Below are 16,572 nucleotides of genomic sequence, written 5' to 3' on the forward strand. Positions count from 1 at the left end.
TCAGTCTAGTGAGAATAGGAGGTAAGTGATGTTACTTCCGTGCATCAGCACGGAGAGAACGATAGCGAGAGATAAGAGCTGCAGTAGAAGAATCCATTCCAGAGGGGGTAACTCCTGCATCTGTTGTGGAAACAGATGGCACAGCTGTATCACCGGTAATGAAGGGGAGGAGGTCACCAGCTTGCTTCTTGCCAAGCTCCACACCCCACTGATCGTAGGGATTGACCGAATAAATCATGCCCTGGACGAAGACAATATGTTCATAGAGTGCGATGAGAGAACCAACAACCTCAGGAGTAAGACGAGTAGCCAGAATAGACGTGGATGGCCGATTTCCTGGCATGACCTTGTGGTTGACCAGTTCTGCAGGGGTCCCCTCGGCAGCAATCTCTGCAGCAGTCTTACCAAAAGCAAGAACCTTGGTCTGTGCGAAGAAGTTGCTCATGAGGAGGTCATGCATGGAGCCGGTGCCGTCAGCTGTGGGGAGATCATCGAGTGGTTGTGCAACAGCGATAAAGTCGGTAGGAACAAGACGGGTGCCCTGATGCAGTAGCTGGTAGAAAGCGTGCTGACCATTAGTTCCAGGTTCACCCCAATAGATTTCTCCGGTGGAGGTAGTAACGGGGCTGCCATCGACACGAACAGACTTACCATTGGATTCCATGGTGAGTTGCTGCAGGTAGGCCGGGAAGCGGCTGAGATCCTGGACGTAGGGGAGAACGGCTTTAGAGTCGGCATTAAAGAGGTGAGAATCGGAATACCATACGCCTAATAGACCCATGAGAACTGGCACGTTTTCCGCTAGCGGAGCGGTACGGAAGTGTTCATCCATCGTGTGGAAGCCGTCAAGGAAGCGCATAAAGTTGTCGTAGCCGGCCACTGTCATAACGGACAGACCAATAGCGGAATCGACAGAATAGCGTCCACCGACCCAGTCCCAGAAACCGAACATGTTTTGGGTATCGATACCGAAGGCGGAGACTTTTTCCGCGTTGGTGGAAACAGCGACGAAGTGTCGTGCAATAGCATCGTCGCTTACCTCACTGCCGGTAATGTTCTGCAGTCCGGACATGAGCCAGTGACGTGCTGCTGCGGCATTGGTCATGGTTTCCTGCGTGGTGAAGGTCTTAGAGGCAATGATGAAGAGGGTCTCTTCTGGATTAAGATCGGCGGTTTTAGCGACAAGGTCGGCGGGATCAACGTTGGAAACGTAGCGTGCGGAGATACCGGCATCCTGGTAGTGACGCAGTGCTAGGTTCACCATGACAGGGCCTAGGTCTGAGCCGCCGATACCAATGTTGACAACTGTCGTGATGTTCTTGCCGGTGTATCCCTTCCATTCTTTATTGCGGAGGGAGTCGGTGAAGGTATGCATGCGGTCAAGGACGTCGTGGACGTCCGCCACAATGTTTTGTCCATCAACAACGAGTTCCGCATCGCGAGGGAGTCGTAGTGCGGTATGGAGTACGGCGCGGTTTTCAGTGCAGTTAATGTGTTCACCGGCGAACATGGCATCGCGTTTAGCTGGTATCTGGGCAGCTTCGGCAACTGCGATAAGTTTCTTCAGTGTTTCGCGAGTGACGCGGTTCTTGGAGAGATCGACAGTGAGGTCGCCCACCTGGTACGTGAGTTCAGTGCCACGTTGCGGATCGGCCTGGAAGATATCACGGAGGTGAAGATCTTTCACAGTGGCGAAATGAGCAAGCAGGTCATTCCACGCGGGAGTAGTAGTGATATCGATGGGAGTGACATCGGTCATTATTATTTCTCCATTACGTGTTGAACGTTGTGCTATAAAGTTTCAGAACTTAATCGAAACAGATTGTATTGCAAGGACAAATGTAACTAGTCTAACGGGCCGCGTCCAAGACGAAGCAGCAACAAAGCTAACTGATGGCCTTCTTTACCAAGTGCGTTGAACCGCTCAATGACTTTAAGCTCACGATTGTGAACAAGACGTGGACCGCCGCTCTTTTTTCTCGTTTGGCCAATTCTTCGAGAAATTTCAGTACGACGTTGAATAGCTTCCAAAATGACATGATCGAGGTGATCGATCTCTTGGCGAAGTTCATTAATCTCTGCCGCACTTAATTCATCGGTAGCGCCAGTTGGATCACTGTGCAAACGCTTATCCGATTCCTTACGAGAAGAACTCGAGTCCTGCGGTGCATGAGTAGTATTCGCCATACCCTTATTATTCCACGTAAATACAAATGTCTCGGCCTACACAATACGGTCGGATCACAACAATAAGGCGATGTTCCACTAAATTGGAGGACGTTATGAGCGATATGATTACTGACCCAAAGCCTCCCCAGTCCCCTCAGCTCTTTGATGACGCAACCGTGGCTGAATTCAATACTGCGCAATTAGATACTGTGCAATCGGATACTGCGCAATTAAATAGAGCACAAACAGTCTTGCGAGGTTTTCAGCAGCAGAATGCAGACCAGTTGTTAGAGGGGCTTAACCCACAACAACAGCAAGCTGTTCGGCATAGTGGTACACCATTGCTTATTGCGGCCGGGGCAGGTTCTGGAAAAACTACCGTTCTTACACGACGTATTGCCTATGTATTGGCAACTCAACCGGTACGGGCATCGCAAATTTTAGCGATTACCTTCACCAATAAAGCCGCAGCAGAAATGCGGGAGCGCGTTCAACAGATTGTTGGCGCAGAAGCGAATTACATGTGGGTGTCCACATTCCACTCCATGTGTGTGCGCATTCTTCGTGCACAAGCTGCAGAACTAGATGTCGTGAATAGTAGCTTCACTATTTATGATGCGGATGATTCTAAACGTTTACTGGCTATGATCATCAAGGAGCTTAACCTAGATTCCAAGAAGTATGCCCCTAAGGTTTTAGCGAATCGTATTTCTCATTGGAAGAACGAACTTATCGATCCGGAGGCCGCTGCCGCCGATGCACCCGAGGGACACTTCGATAAAGTAGCTGCCGAGGTTTATGGTCTCTATCAGGCACGTTTAAGAGCAGCTAACGCTTTCGATTTTGATGATCTTATTGGGGAAACGGTTGCGCTGCTAGAATCCCACCCGAATATTGCGCAGTATTATCAGCGGCGTTTCCGGCATGTTTTAGTTGACGAGTATCAGGATACGAACCATGCCCAATACATGCTGGTTCGAGCGCTAGTGGGTGATGGGACCAATGGTGTTGAGCCAGCTGAGTTATGCGTTGTAGGTGACGCAGACCAGTCCATTTACGCATTCCGAGGCGCCACTATCCGCAACATTGTGGAGTTTGAGCGTGATTTTACGAATGCGACCACTATTCTTCTGGAGCAGAATTACCGTTCAACTCAGAATATTCTGTCGGCTGCTAACGCTGTCATCGATAACAATGAGGGACGCCGAAAAAAGAATCTCTGGACAGATGCTGGAGATGGTCCTCTTATTGATCTTTATGTTGCGGATAACGAGCATGATGAAGCTCGGTTTATCGGCAATGAGATCGACAAACTGCATGATGAAGGCGTGTCCTATAGCGATATAGCGATTTTCTATCGAACGAATAACGGGTCACGTCCTCTAGAAGATGCTTTCATTCGTACTGGTTTACCGTACAAAGTTGTTGGCGGTACGCGCTTCTATGAGCGAATGGAAGTGCGAGATATCGTGGCTTACCTCAAGGTATTAGAGAACCCAGCAGATACCGTGAGTCTGCGTCGAATTATCAACACACCACGTCGTGGTATTGGTGATAGAGCTATTAGTTGTCTTGCGGTTTTTGCGGAACAGCAAGGAATTTCCCTATGGGAGGCATGTTGTCGAGCAAAAGAGGGTGTTGTTCCTTTCCTTAATTCCCGTGCAGAGAAATCAATTGCTAGCTTTGTTGAGCTTATGACTGATATTCAGCACCATATTGCAGGGAGGGATCATACAGCGGGAGAAGGATCGCTGCCTGATCTTGGTGAGATCGTTGAAATGGTCATTGACCGTTCTGGCTATCGAGCAAGTCTGGAGGGTTCTAATGACTCGCAAGATCAGTCTCGTCTCGATAACCTGAAAGAACTTGTTTCAGTTGCACATGAGTTCTCTGCTGACGCGGCGTCCCTGCGAGCACTGGAAGAGAGTTTTGACGACAGTAATGCTGATGGAGTTAGTAAAGAGACTATTGATGAGGGAACAGAGGGGCTAGCTGAACCAGGGTCACTGGCCGCTTTCCTAGAACGCGTTTCCCTTGCCTCGGATACCGACCGGATCCCCGATGAGAACGACGGCATGATTACGCTTATGACGCTGCACTCTGCGAAAGGCCTGGAGTTCCCCGTTGTGTTTGTTACAGGCTGGGAAGAAGGTATGTTCCCGCATATGCGAGCGTTAGCGGACGATAATGAGCTTTCGGAGGAGCGTCGGCTGGCGTATGTAGGAATTACTCGAGCGAAGCGGAAACTGTACCTTACGAGAGCTGTTGTTCGCTCAAGTTGGGGACAACCACAGTCGAATCCGCAGTCCCGTTTTCTCGATGAGATTCCTGCAGACCTTCTGAACGTATCGAGAGAAGCCCCAGAAATCGCCGATGACGATGATTGGAGTTACGGCTCGTCTGGCCGTTCCTGGGGTTCTAGTAGCCGTTCTGGACAGTCGTGGGGATCCCGCAGTAATCGTGCGAACCACAGCGGACGTGGGGATAAATCCCGTAGTGGTCGTTATGGTGATGTACAAAAGCGGTGGGGTAGCCCCGTCGAAACTCGTCGGATTGCACCGAAGACAGCAAGTCCGCGTAGAACCTCCCTTATTAGTGTGGAGAAAGGGGATCGGGTAGTACACGACAAGTACGGCTTGGGGAAGGTTATGGAAGTATCGGGCACAGGGCCTAGTACTACTGCATTAGTGGACTTCGGATCCTCGGGTGTTGTGCGTCTTATGCTAGTGGCCGCGCCTATCGAGAAGCTCTAGTAGACGAGGAAGAATCTGGATAAAAACAATAACAATCAGTGCATATAGAGGTATGCGTAAAGGTTGTCCCTACAGAGTGAAATCTGTAGGGACAACCTCTACACAGCAAGTACGTTTTTATTAAGTAGAAGAAGTATTAGAAGTGGAGTCCGAAGCGGGCGAGCCAGCGAAGGGGATCAACTTTACGTGCACCATCAGGCCAAATCTCAAAATGGAGATGAGTGCCGGTGGAGAAACCAGCAGAGCCCATACCCGCAATTTTCTGCCCAGCTTTAACTTTCTCTCCCTTAGAAACGAAGAGATCATACATGTGGCCGTACACAGAGATAGCGCCGTTGTTGTGACGGATACGGATCCAGTTGCCATAGCCAGCAGCTGGACCAGAGTCGATAACGACACCGTCAGCAATAGCGTGAATGGGGGTTCCTGCTGCATTAGCAATATCAATACCGCCGTGGAAAGAACCCCAGCGCGGACCAAAACCAGAGGTAATAATACCGACAGCAGGAAGTACAACAGTGGGCTGGCGAGATGCCAATTCCGCTGCCATACGGTGGTGCTGCGCAGTACCGGCAACCTTTAACTGGCTAGTGAACCCTGCGAGTGCATCAGTGTCAGTAGCGCTGGCAATAACAGGGGTAAGGGAAGAGTCTTGTTCGATGACGTTATTGGCTAGTTCGATGGGATCGTGACGGACACTTGTGTTGTTGGAGGCAAGTGCGGAAGTAACGCCAGCAGTTGTAATAGCGCCAGCTGCCAGAGCAACGGCGACGGTGCCTACAGTGCCAGCAGCGCCACCTGAGATGGACTTAGCTGAGGCGCGGTGACGGGGAAGCTTCATAGCTTCAGCGTCTTCACTCTTGCGCTCGTTGCTCACAAGCATTCCCTTCTTAAACGATCTTGTATAACGGTCTGCATAGTGGCCCGCATACTGTTTCAGTATTCACTGGTGGTGTTCACGGTCAGCATTGCAGACGGGCTCACGGGCGGTGTCCACAAGTGTGTTCACCGTAAAGATCCGCAGTCTTTTTATTAGCCAATGTTTACTAGATTAGATGATAACGAAAGTTGTTACAACAAAAGTTTCTGTGTGTTGAGTGAACTCCGGTTTGTGACATTTATCGCTTATTTAATGGAGCGGTTTTAAAACCGTTATTTGCGGTATATGGGCAGATAAAAGCGATTTTGTAGGATTATGAGGAGTATTTTAGGCATGGAAAATAATTTCATTATTGTTCACAGTAAAGAAAATTAATGTTTCTTAATTATAAAGTTTCTGTATGTTTTCCCATCTGGTTGTGAATCGATATTACGTGGTACTTCTGCAATTCAGACTGTCTTTCCAGTAGTTTCCTCGTAAACTGCTATACAAGTGCCCTTGAATCGGTAATAGTCATCAAGGTAGGGAACGATTGTTTTTCTTGCGCGTGTCCCACCTCCGAGCAAGAAACGATGAATGAATGGACCTTTACGAACATCAAGCGAAAGAACTCTTCGATAGATATGGAGTTCCTACACTCCGCGGTAGCGTGGTAACTACTCCAGCAGAAGCGGCAGTAGCAGCAGCCTCAATGGATCTCCCTGTAGTTATTAAAGCTCAGGTAAAAGTGGGGGGCCGTGGCAAAGCAGGTGGAGTGAAGCTCGCGCGGACGCGGGAAGACGTTACCTCTTACGCTGCCTTAATTCTTGGTATGGATATTAAAGGGCACCGCGTTGATAAGGTCCTCATTGACCCAGGCGTTGATATTGCGGAGGAATACTACATCTCATTTCTTATCGATCGCTCCCATCGTCGTTTCTTAGCGATGTGTTCAGTAGCGGGGGGCATGGATATCGAGACTGTAGCTAAGGAACGTCCAGGAGCTCTCGCTAAAGTTCCTATTGATCCGGAGAAGGGCGTTGACCGCGCTATGGCACGCGAAATTGCCAAACGTGGTCATTTACCTGACGACATTCTGGATACTGCAGCAGACAGTATTGAAAAGCTTTACCACGTATTTACAGAAACTGATGCCAGCTTGGTAGAAGTTAATCCCCTTGTAAGAACAGTGGATAATCGTGTTCTCGCTATCGATGGCAAAATGACGCTCGACGATAATGCAGAAAAGCGTCACCGCGACATTTTCGCAGATTATCGCGACAATTCCCATGCTGATCCATGCGAATTAGCGGCTAAAGAAGTTGGTCTGCACTATGTCAAACTCGATGGGAATGTTGGCATTATCGGTAATGGTGCTGGTCTGGTTATGTCCACTCTCGATGTCGTAGCTTATGCAGGGGAACGCTATGGCAATGTTAAACCCGCGAATTTCCTTGATATTGGTGGTGGAGCATCTGCCTCCGTCATGGAGTCTGGCCTCCGAATTATTATGGAAGACCCACAGGTAGAAGCCGTTTTTGTGAATGTCTTTGGGGGCATCACTTCTTGTGTAGAGGTGGCCAACGGCATTCTTAGCGCCCTTAAACAGTTGGGGAATACCTTCACTAAACCACTTGTTGTAAGGCTTGATGGTAACGAGGTGGCTGCTGCACAAGAGATTCTCAATAGTGTGCATCATCCGCTCATCACGACGGCGACTGATATGGATGGCGGAGCTCAAAAAGTAGCGCGCATTGTTGCTGAGCGCAGCGCCCACGCTAGCGCGGGAAAGTAGGGGAGAAGCTCTTATGTCGATTTTCGTCAACAAAAATAGTCGCGTGGTCGTACAAGGAATGACAGGCCATGAAGGAATGCGACATACTGCCCGTATGCTTGCTGCCGGCACCACTATTGTGGCTGGAGTGAACCCGCGAAAAGCTGGAGCTATTGTCCATTTCGATAACGTCAATAAAGACATTCCCGTTTTTGGAACAGTTAAAGAAGCTATGGCAGCTACCGGCGCTAATGTGTCAGTTGTTTTCGTGCCTGCGTTTCACGCTAAAAGCGCCATGATAGAAGCTATTGACGCAGAAATTCCTGTCCTTGTTACCATTACTGAGGGTATTCCGGTGCATGACGCTGCTGTTGCCTGGGCGCATAACGTTAATCATGGACAAAAGACTCGCATCATCGGTCCTAACTGTCCCGGTATTATTACCCCGGAAGAGACAAATATCGGCATTATTCCTGATGGAATTTCCTCATCTGGCCCCATCGGTCTTGTCTCTAAATCCGGTACTCTTACCTACCAGCTGATGGCGGATGTTTCAGAAATTGGCATTTCAACAGCTCTTGGCATTGGTGGCGATCCTATTCCCGGCACTACTCACATTGATGCTTTACAAGCTTTTGAAGATGATCCGGATACAGAACTCATCGTCATGATCGGCGAGATTGGTGGAGATGCGGAAGAAAAAGCCGCAGAATACATTAAGACCCATATCACGAAGCCAGTTATTGGCTACGTTGCCGGATTCACTGCTCCTGAAGGGAAAACTATGGGGCATGCCGGAGCTATCGTTTCGGGATCCTCAGGAACAGCACAGGCCAAAAAGGATGCTCTTGAAGCCGTCGGCGTAAAAGTAGGCAAAACTCCTTCAGAGACTGCCCGTCTAACACGCGAAGTGTATGCAAGCCTGCATAATAAATAGGTGACTCATACTGTCTACCGAGGAGGAGAGGCTTGTGGCCAGTAGTGAAACTGGTGAATCTACTCACCCTCGGAGCGCACACGTATTGAGTATTTTTCGTGGGCGTAGAGGAGTTATCGTTCCGGCACTGCTTCCGTCAGTAGCTCTACTTGTTGTTGCTATGGTTGTGGCTGGTATTACCGTGGCAGTGACCGATATGGATTCACCCCACTGGTGGCCATTAACTCTTTCACTGTGGATGGCAGTATTCCACGTACCTTTTACAGGTATTGGACCAACCGGGTTCGTAACTGTTATGGGTTTTCTCCCACTCTTACCTACCCTCCTCTATATTGTGTTCCTTGCGTGGGTAGCTCGTCGATTTATCGCTGATGATATACCTGCGGATACGCAGCTCTTTAGCCTTCTCTCCATTCTTATTCCTCTCATTTTCGCGGGAATTGGCTGGGGAGGTATGTGGGGTATGCGTGGCATAGTGTTCATTCAGCCGCCACACGCAGGTGTGATGGTTGGCATGGTCTTCTTCATCACGCTTGTGGGTATAACTATTGGTTTACGGGAGCACGTTTTATACCTCATTCCGCATGCTCGAGATACTTTTCCCAGCTGGGGGAAGGCCGGTTTTTGGGTGACAGAGCAATTCCTTTGTGCCATGCTCATGGCAGGATCTATTGCTAGCGTTGTCGCTTTAATTGCCCATTGGAACCTCATTGGGCAGGTACTAAATTACGGTAATTCTGCCGCCGGTATTGCAGGATTTGGAGTATTTAGCCTTCTCTACCTTCCCAACATGATGGTTGCTGCGGCCACCATATTGTCCGGAGGAGGTATTCACGTTGGTCTTTTCCAGACGAGTCTCTACGCCACACATCTCGACAAATTACCGGCATTCCCTCTTTTTGCTGCGCTTCCACAGGATGAAGCGCAAACGTGGTGGCTTATCTTCCTCACTATTCCCATTGCTGCAGCAATAGTAGTGGCGTGCCGTACCCCCGGAGAAACTGTACAAGACCGTCTCAAAGCAATTGCATTCGCTACCCCCACCACAGCAGCATGCGCAGCGCTTGGCGCTTGGCTTGCCGGAGGGGAAATTGGAGTGATGGGTTCCGTGCGCATGTCAGAAGGGTTAACGGGTCTTATTCTGGCCGCCTGGATCGGAATTCTTGGCTCGGTTACCGTATTCGTACAACGTGGGGAGGGGTTTGCCAGTATTAAAGCTGCACACAGTCAACGTCGTGCGAAGAAACGCGCTGTCGATGAGCGTGACGATGAGAGTGACGATGTAGAAGAGGACGTATCTGAAGAAAAGTCAGAAGAAAAAGACGGATCAGACGTAACTGAGCCGGATGAGAACACTGACACATCTGACTCTGATACATCAGAAAACAGTGAGAGCGCAGATACTGTAGAAAACAGTGATGCTGGAGAGTCAGACGAGATGTCAGAGTCTGTAGATGATGCAGACGGTACCGATAATAACTCTATAAATACTTCTTCTTAAGTGATAGGGGTAGGGAAAATAGAGTGTGACGGGTTACACTATTCCTATTCCCAGTGAGTGAGTATTCGGAGTGTCTGTCGTGGATGTTGTAGCCTCTACAACCAAGCTACGCCTGGTCATCCTTGTGTCTGGTGTTGGCTCTCTGATGAACGCTGTAGTGGAAGCAACTCGCGATCCTCACTATCCCGCAGAAATTGTAGCTGTGGGGGCTGACCGTCCCTGTGAAGGACTGACTCGAGCCGAATCAGCTGGTATCGAGACGTTCCTCGTCAATTTTTCCGATTATGCTAATCGCGCGGAATGGGATGAAGCACTCGCCACAACCATTGCGCGCTATCAGCCAGATCTTATTGTTTCTGCCGGTTTTATGCGCATTGCCGGGAAAAATGTTCTTAAAGATTTCGGGGGCCGGTTCATTAATACCCATCCTGCTTTGCTGCCAGCTTTTAAAGGCGCACATGCGGTGGAAGATGCTCTTGCCTACGGTGTGAAATACACCGGCTCCTCCATTCACCTTGTTGACGAAGGTGTCGATACCGGCCCACTACTTGCACAAGAGCCGGTTCCTGTACTGCCCGACGATACTGTCGAGGCTCTCCACGACCGCATCAAAATTGTGGAAAGGCGTTTACTCTGCGAAGTTATCGCGGATATCGCCACAGACGGTCCATCAGCCCGTGTGACCCGTATCCAACAATCACAGTAGAAGAAGGAAATCAGTGTCTGATTCTCGTAAGCCGATTAAGCGCGCTCTAGTCAGTGTCTATGACAAAACCGGACTTGAAGAACTCGCCAAAGGGCTACATGAGGCTGGTGTAGAGATCGTCTCTACCGGCTCCACTGCTAGCCGTATCTCTGATGCCGGCGTTCCCGTCACCCCCGTTGACGAATTGACGGGTTTCCCGGAATGCCTCGAGGGACGCGTCAAGACCCTCCACCCACGTGTCCATGCCGGTATCTTGGCAGATACCCGAAAAGACGAGCACATGCAGCAACTCGCCGAACTCGGTGTGGAAGCCTTCCAGCTCGTTATCGTCAACCTTTACCCCTTTGAAGCAACAGTTGCCTCCGGCGCGCCCTTCGACGCTTGTGTGGAACAGATCGATATAGGTGGCCCCTCCATGGTTCGCGCTGCTGCAAAGAACCACCCCTCGGTTGCGGTTGTCGTTGACCCGTCCCGCTACAGTGATGTTCTTACCGCTGTGAAGGAAGGCGGCTTTACGCTGGAGCAACGTACTGAACTTGCTGCTGACGCATTCCGCCACACTGCCTCCTATGATGTTGCTGTGGCGTCCTGGTTCGGTGAGCAACTCGGGAAGAAAGCCGCTGCCGCCGCCCAGACTGAAGAAGAAAAGCGCGAAGCAGAATTTCCGGTATGGGAAGGTGCCACTTTTGTGCGCGGTAATGTCCTCCGCTACGGCGAGAACCCGCATCAGTCAGCAGCGCTGTACTTGGATAATGCCCACCCTGGTATCGCCCAGGCGAAGCAACTGCACGGTAAAGCCATGAGCTACAACAACTACATGGATGCCGATGCCGCCTGGCGTTCCGCCCACGACCATGACGGTATTTGCGTCGCCGTCATCAAGCACGCTAACCCCTGCGGTATTGCGATCTCTGACCAGTCTGTTGCTGACGCATACCGGAAGGCGCACGCTTGCGATCCCGTTTCTGCTTTTGGTGGCATTATTGCTTCCAATACGGAGGTCTCCTGCGAGATGGCCAAGGAAGTTGTGAACGTCTTTACCGAGGCAATTCTTGCCCCCTCCTATGAAGACGGTGCTGTGGAGATTCTTTCCCAGAAGAAGAATCTCCGCATTATGGAAGTTCCCGAGTTTGACGCACCGTTCTACGACTTCCGCCAGGTTACGGGTGGTCTACTCTGCATGGAACGCGACCGTGTGGACGTTGACGGCGACTATGCTAAGAATTGGACGCTAGCCTCCGGTGAGCCTGCCGATGAAGCAACACTGCGGGATCTGGAGTTCGCGTGGCGTACGTGCCGGTCGGTTAAATCCAATGCCATCTTAGTGGCTAAGGAAGGAGCGACAGTTGGCGTTGGTATGGGGCAGGTTAACCGTGTAGATGCCGCTAAATTGGCGGTGGAGCGCGCTGGAGATCGAGTTGTAGGATCCGTCGCCGCATCCGATGCGTTCTTCCCCTTCGCCGATGGCTTTGAGGTACTTGCGAAAGCTGGTGTGAAAGCTGTTGTCCAGCCTGGTGGTTCTATCCGTGACAATGAGGTCATTGAGGCTGCTCAAGCAGCAGGTATCACAATGTATCTGACAGGCTGCCGTCACTTCGCACACTAAAAAGCACTGTTACAAGAGCACTGCGCTTTGAAAGCGTACTGTACAAAAGTGCTCAGATAGTTAGGACGGTCCCCGCCACCCACTAGCACTGGGTTTAATACTCAGTACATGGGTGGCGGGGATTTCTTATACGTATTGTGTGGAGATACGGATTTTACGTGGGTAAGAGGAGAGCAGAAATAATAAGGATGACGGGTATCGCAAGGATAGTGGAAAGAAAACCGGCGTCGCGTGCTAGGTAGCGTGCAGTGTTATAGCGCGTGGCAAAAATATAGACGTTTACTGCAGTGGGAAGGGCTGCACACACGCAGACGGCGAAAAGTGTTTGAGGGTCAAGATGCAGGGCAAAGCGGCCGAATAACCACGCAATAAAAGGCATAACAACCGATTTTAAAGTGACAGCTAAGGCAACATCACGTCGGGGAGTAATGCCTTTTTCCATCACTTTTACCCCGTAAAAAGAGTGTCCAAAACCAAGGAGTCCACAGGGGACTGCTGTTTGGCCAATGAGATGTAGGGGTTCGCTCACAATAGTGGGAGGTGTCCAATGCCCGAGAGCGAAAATAAGACCTGCAAGGCCAAAGATCACCATAGGATTCTTTAACGGCTGTAGTAGCCTTTCCCATGTTTTCTGCTCTGAATGGTCAAGGACAAGATAGTCCAATAGGGAGAGTGTTAAGGGACACAACAGAATAGTTTGGAAGAGCAAGATGGGGACGAAGGCAGTAGTGTCATGAATGACATACAGAGCGATGGGAATGCCTAGGTTAGCTGAATTCACATAACCGGCAGCAAGACCACCTATAACCAGTTCTGCTGGCTTGCGTTTTAACCATAGGTAAGAAATAAGGATAAAGAGTAGCGACGTTACTGCATTAGCGAAGACAGCCACGCTAAGGTGCACTGAGAATACGGATTTGAGATCCGCTTTAATAAGGGTGTCGAAAAGAAGTGATGGCGTCGCAATCCAGAAGCAGATATTGTTTAGCCCTCGTGCCATCTCTTCGGAGAGGATTCTCAGCCGGCCAAGCAGGTAACCGATGGCGATGATGATAGCGATAACTCCAAAACCGTGGAGGACGCCAAGCATCGGTCTTATCCTTTCAACGAGTTAACAGGGGTTAGGGGAGGCAGTAGAGGGGCAGCAGGAGGATGCACATGCGTGCTTCAGTTACCGATTCTAGATAATGACTGCACAAAACTACACAAAGAAGAAGGTGGCCGTACCCCTAACAGGTACGGCCACCTTCTGCTGTTTAAAACGTATCAGTTCACGCCGGTTTAGCGACTGGTAAACGGAAGAAGAGCCATTTCGCGAGCGTTCTTCACTGCGACAGCAACTTCACGCTGCTGCTGAGGAGTGAGACCAGTGACGCGACGGCTGCGGATCTTGCCGCGATCAGAGATGAACTGACGAAGCAGGTTGACATCTTTGTAATCAACATGCTCAACACCTGCGGCGACGAGAGGGTTCTTCTTAGGGCGACGACCCTGCTCAGCGCGGTGTTTCTTATTGTAGTTGCGCTTCATAGCCATCTGTTACCTCACCAACTCGACTTGCTGATACCAGGTAGCTCACCATCGTGAGCCATCTTGCGGAGACGAACACGGGACACACCAAACTTGCGTAGGTAGCCGCGGGGACGACCATCAGCGGAGTCGCGGTTGCGAACGCGAATTGGGCTGGCGTCACGTGGCATCTTGTTCAGTTTGAACTGTGCTTCCATGCGCTCTTCATCAGAGCTATTGGGGGAGGAAATGATGTGCTTCAATTCCTGACGGCGTTCCGCGTAGCGGGCAACCATAGCTTTACGCTGCTCGTTTTTAGCGATCTTGGACTTCTTAGCCATTTCTATCGCTCCTCGCGGAATTCAACATGTTTACGGACAACCGGATCGTACTTCTTAATAACGAGACGATCGGGATCATTGCGGCGGTTCTTGCGGGTTACATAGGTGTAACCAGTACCAGCCGTGGACTTCAATTTAACAATAGGGCGAATTTCGTTACGTGCCATTAGATACGTTCTCCCTGTGCGCGCAGACGAGCCACAACGGCCTCGATTCCATCACGATCGATGGTCTTGATGCCTTTTGTGGAGACTGAAAGGGTGACGTAGCGGTCCTCCGAGGGGAGGTAGTAACGACGCCGCTGAATGTTCGGGTTCCACCGACGATTAGTGCGCCGGTGCGAGTGCGAAACGGACTTGCCGAAACTCGGCTTCCGTCCCGTTACTTGGCAATGCGCCGACATTGGCGTTCTTTCTCCTTCCGCCCATCCTTATTCGGCATCCGATTGGACGGTCGGAAGAACCGGGGTGGGCGCTGACATACGTATAGACAACAGCAGGCATCTACGCTACCCGGAAAATCCGCTTTTGGCAATTTGAGTGTATTCGGGCATTTTCGCCAAGCAGATCACAAAAATACGTGTGGAGAAGTAGCGGAAACTGCGTGTTCGTTGCTAGCAAGCTCGTTATTAGCAAATTGGAGAAACCCGCAGGACACCATTATACTTAGGTGATTGTTGAAAGACGTCGATTTTCTTTCTCGTACATTTCGCTAGTAGTATTGGGCAGTCGCACGTTTTGCGAGATATCTCGTAGAAGCTGCAAATACGCCGCGAGGCCCTCAGAACATTTGTTGTTGAGGATGGCCAACTATCGTCAGCTCTCTGTTATCAGCAATGCAGCTGGGGTTAGGTTCGCGGTATAGCTAGACCACTAAACATCATCTACAAGGGACGATCAATGAAGAAGGATATTCACCCCGACTACCACCCGGTGGTTTTCCAGGATGCGAGCACCGGTACCAAGTTCATCACCCGCTCCACTGCTACCTCGGATCGCACCATTGAGTGGGAGGATGGCAATACCTACCCGTTGCTCGTCGTGGACGTGACCTCCGAGTCTCATCCGTTCTGGACAGGAGCTCAGCGCGTTATGGATACCGCCGGTCGCGTTGAGAAATTCCAGCGTCGCTACGGTAAGCGTATTCCCAAAGCATCCAAGAAGTAGTTCGCGCTTCTTTATCTAGATAAGGACCTGAACATGGCAACTCCTAAGTTCCGTAAGTCGCGCGCGAACACTCATTCGCGCCGCTCCCAGTGGAAGGTCGATAATGCCGCACTGGACAATGTTAAGATCGATGGCCAGACTACCGCTGTTCCGCGCCGTCTGGTGAAGGCCGCTAAGCTCGGCCTGGTTGACCTCGACTGATATGAATGGACCACGTGTAACGTGCGTGGCCACCTACTATCAGTAAAAGTTACAACCTGATAGCTTGATTCGATCCCTAAGGAAGAGGGCCACAGTTTAGACTGTGGCCCTCTTCCTCATCTATTTCTATAGGATTTATTACTTTGAGAAAGAGTAGTACTTACTCCACGTACTCGCAGATGCCAATTGGTTTAGGCTGATAGGATTTAATAACACGGTAAGATGAGTATCTTTTTCATCAAGGGACTTGCTGAATGCAATATATACAATGATGTGAAAAGAAAAGCCGATTATTAAGGGATATATAGACCATGAAAATTCTAGTTGTTGATGATGATGAAGCTGTACGGGAGTCATTACGGCGATCTCTCACATTTAATGGCTACTCAGTAGTTCTAGCAGAGAATGGGGAGCAAGCTCTCAATATTATTAACCAGCAACAGCTAGATGGCATGATCCTTGACGTCATGATGCCACAGATAGATGGGCTTCAAGTGTGCCGAGAGCTTCGTAACCGAGGCGACGATATGCCAATTCTGATGTTGACGGCGCGAGACGCTATTTCTGAGCGTGTAGCTGGTCTTGATGCTGGCGCAGATGATTATTTGCCCAAGCCTTTTGCTCTTGAGGAACTGCTTGCTAGGTTGCGCGCACTTCTGCGTCGTACAGGCCGCGATGGGGGAGAAGAAGAAACTGAGAATTTAGTTTTTGCGGATCTTTCTCTTAACCCCGTTACTCGTGAAGTGTATCGTGGTGACCGCCCGATCTCTCTCACCCGTACCGAGTTCGCATTATTAGAGCTTCTTATCTCCAACCCACGGCGTGTGCTTAGCCGTAACCGTATTTTGGAGGAATTATGGGGATATTCATTCCCAACTTCTGGTAATGCTCTAGGAGTTTATATTGGTTATCTGCGGCGCAAGACTGAGTCTGCTGGTGAAGAGCGCCTTATCCATACGGTTCGCGGCGTTGGTTATGTAATGCGTGATCATAAAGGCTAAGGATAAGCAAGGATAAGCATTGCCGAGGAGAAAACATCCCACGTGGGGA

Annotated in this window: 17 protein-coding genes; 9 read left to right on the forward strand and 8 right to left on the reverse strand. The window is 50.2% G+C overall.

Annotation, left to right across the window (positions count from 1 at the left end):
- Window positions 1–31: 31 nt before the first annotated feature.
- Both pgi and DI579_RS00145 read right to left on the reverse strand, forming a co-directional pair.
- Window positions 32–1,759: a glucose-6-phosphate isomerase gene (pgi, locus tag DI579_RS00140; RefSeq protein WP_290595613.1), complete on the reverse strand. Its 1,728-nt coding sequence runs from the start codon at window positions 1,757–1,759 to the stop codon at window positions 32–34.
- Between the two features lie 86 nt (window positions 1,760–1,845).
- On the reverse strand, window positions 1,846–2,187 hold the full coding sequence (locus DI579_RS00145) for a chorismate mutase (RefSeq protein ID WP_303678516.1): 342 nt from the start codon (window positions 2,185–2,187) through the stop codon (window positions 1,846–1,848).
- Window positions 2,188–2,282: 95 nt separating this feature from the next.
- On the opposite strand from DI579_RS00145, the gene DI579_RS00150 reads away from it, so the two are divergent.
- Window positions 2,283–4,922, forward strand: a complete 2,640-nt coding sequence (locus DI579_RS00150; RefSeq protein ID WP_303678517.1) for an ATP-dependent helicase — start codon at window positions 2,283–2,285, stop codon at window positions 4,920–4,922.
- A 136-nt stretch (window positions 4,923–5,058) separates the two neighbouring features.
- Here DI579_RS00150 and DI579_RS00155 read toward each other — a convergent pair whose 3' ends face one another.
- On the reverse strand, window positions 5,059–5,799 hold the full coding sequence (locus tag DI579_RS00155; protein WP_290595607.1) for a M23 family metallopeptidase: 741 nt from the start codon (window positions 5,797–5,799) through the stop codon (window positions 5,059–5,061).
- 583 nt (window positions 5,800–6,382) lie between these two features.
- On the opposite strand from DI579_RS00155, the gene sucC reads away from it, so the two are divergent.
- From sucC to purH, 5 genes are all read left to right on the forward strand, one after another.
- A complete protein-coding gene (sucC, locus tag DI579_RS00160; RefSeq protein WP_290595604.1) occupies window positions 6,383–7,576 on the forward strand; it encodes an ADP-forming succinate--CoA ligase subunit beta in 1,194 nt (397 codons plus the stop codon).
- Window positions 7,577–7,589: 13 nt separating this feature from the next.
- Complete coding sequence (gene sucD / locus DI579_RS00165) at window positions 7,590–8,492, forward strand: succinate--CoA ligase subunit alpha (RefSeq protein ID WP_290595602.1); 903 nt, start codon at window positions 7,590–7,592, stop codon at window positions 8,490–8,492.
- A gap of 34 nt (window positions 8,493–8,526) precedes the next feature.
- Entirely contained in the window at window positions 8,527–9,993 is a 1,467-nt protein-coding gene (locus DI579_RS00170; protein ID WP_290595600.1) for a DUF6350 family protein, read from the forward strand.
- Window positions 9,994–10,063: 70 nt separating this feature from the next.
- Window positions 10,064–10,699, forward strand: a complete 636-nt coding sequence (purN, locus tag DI579_RS00175) for a phosphoribosylglycinamide formyltransferase (RefSeq protein WP_290595598.1) — start codon at window positions 10,064–10,066, stop codon at window positions 10,697–10,699.
- 13 nt (window positions 10,700–10,712) lie between these two features.
- Window positions 10,713–12,305, forward strand: coding sequence for a bifunctional phosphoribosylaminoimidazolecarboxamide formyltransferase/IMP cyclohydrolase (purH, locus tag DI579_RS00180; protein ID WP_290595597.1), 1,593 nt, complete (start codon window positions 10,713–10,715; stop codon window positions 12,303–12,305).
- A gap of 154 nt (window positions 12,306–12,459) precedes the next feature.
- Here purH and DI579_RS00185 read toward each other — a convergent pair whose 3' ends face one another.
- The 5 genes from DI579_RS00185 to rpmB form a co-directional block, all read right to left on the reverse strand.
- Window positions 12,460–13,395 carry an AEC family transporter gene (locus tag DI579_RS00185; protein WP_290595595.1) on the reverse strand — a complete coding sequence of 312 codons (936 nt, stop codon included), beginning with the start codon at window positions 13,393–13,395 and terminating at the stop codon, window positions 12,460–12,462.
- A 191-nt stretch (window positions 13,396–13,586) separates the two neighbouring features.
- On the reverse strand, window positions 13,587–13,841 hold the full coding sequence (rpsR, locus tag DI579_RS00190; protein ID WP_053961628.1) for a 30S ribosomal protein S18: 255 nt from the start codon (window positions 13,839–13,841) through the stop codon (window positions 13,587–13,589).
- Between the two features lie 8 nt (window positions 13,842–13,849).
- Window positions 13,850–14,155 (reverse strand): 30S ribosomal protein S14, encoded by a 306-nt coding sequence (gene rpsN, locus DI579_RS00195; RefSeq protein WP_290595593.1) that lies wholly within the window; start codon window positions 14,153–14,155, stop codon window positions 13,850–13,852.
- A 2-nt stretch (window positions 14,156–14,157) separates the two neighbouring features.
- Window positions 14,158–14,322 (reverse strand): 50S ribosomal protein L33, encoded by a 165-nt coding sequence (gene rpmG / locus DI579_RS00200; protein WP_290595591.1) that lies wholly within the window; start codon window positions 14,320–14,322, stop codon window positions 14,158–14,160.
- Window positions 14,322–14,558, reverse strand: a complete 237-nt coding sequence (rpmB, locus tag DI579_RS00205) for a 50S ribosomal protein L28 (protein WP_053961625.1) — start codon at window positions 14,556–14,558, stop codon at window positions 14,322–14,324. The genes rpmG and rpmB overlap by 1 nt, the downstream gene beginning before the upstream one ends.
- A 496-nt stretch (window positions 14,559–15,054) precedes the next feature.
- Here rpmB and DI579_RS00210 point away from each other — a divergent pair, with 496 nt between their 5' ends.
- The 3 genes from DI579_RS00210 (at window position 15,055) to DI579_RS00220 (ending at window position 16,523) form a co-directional block, all read left to right on the forward strand.
- Complete coding sequence (locus DI579_RS00210) at window positions 15,055–15,321, forward strand: type B 50S ribosomal protein L31 (protein WP_290595586.1); 267 nt, start codon at window positions 15,055–15,057, stop codon at window positions 15,319–15,321.
- A gap of 33 nt (window positions 15,322–15,354) precedes the next feature.
- Complete coding sequence (gene rpmF / locus DI579_RS00215; protein ID WP_290595584.1) at window positions 15,355–15,522, forward strand: 50S ribosomal protein L32; 168 nt, start codon at window positions 15,355–15,357, stop codon at window positions 15,520–15,522.
- A 311-nt stretch (window positions 15,523–15,833) separates the two neighbouring features.
- Window positions 15,834–16,523 (forward strand): response regulator transcription factor, encoded by a 690-nt coding sequence (locus DI579_RS00220; RefSeq protein ID WP_290595582.1) that lies wholly within the window; start codon window positions 15,834–15,836, stop codon window positions 16,521–16,523.
- Window positions 16,524–16,572: the final 49 nt, after the last annotated feature.

Source organism: Lawsonella clevelandensis (assembly GCF_003241315.1).
GTDB lineage: Bacteria > Actinomycetota > Actinomycetes > Mycobacteriales > Mycobacteriaceae > Lawsonella > Lawsonella clevelandensis_A.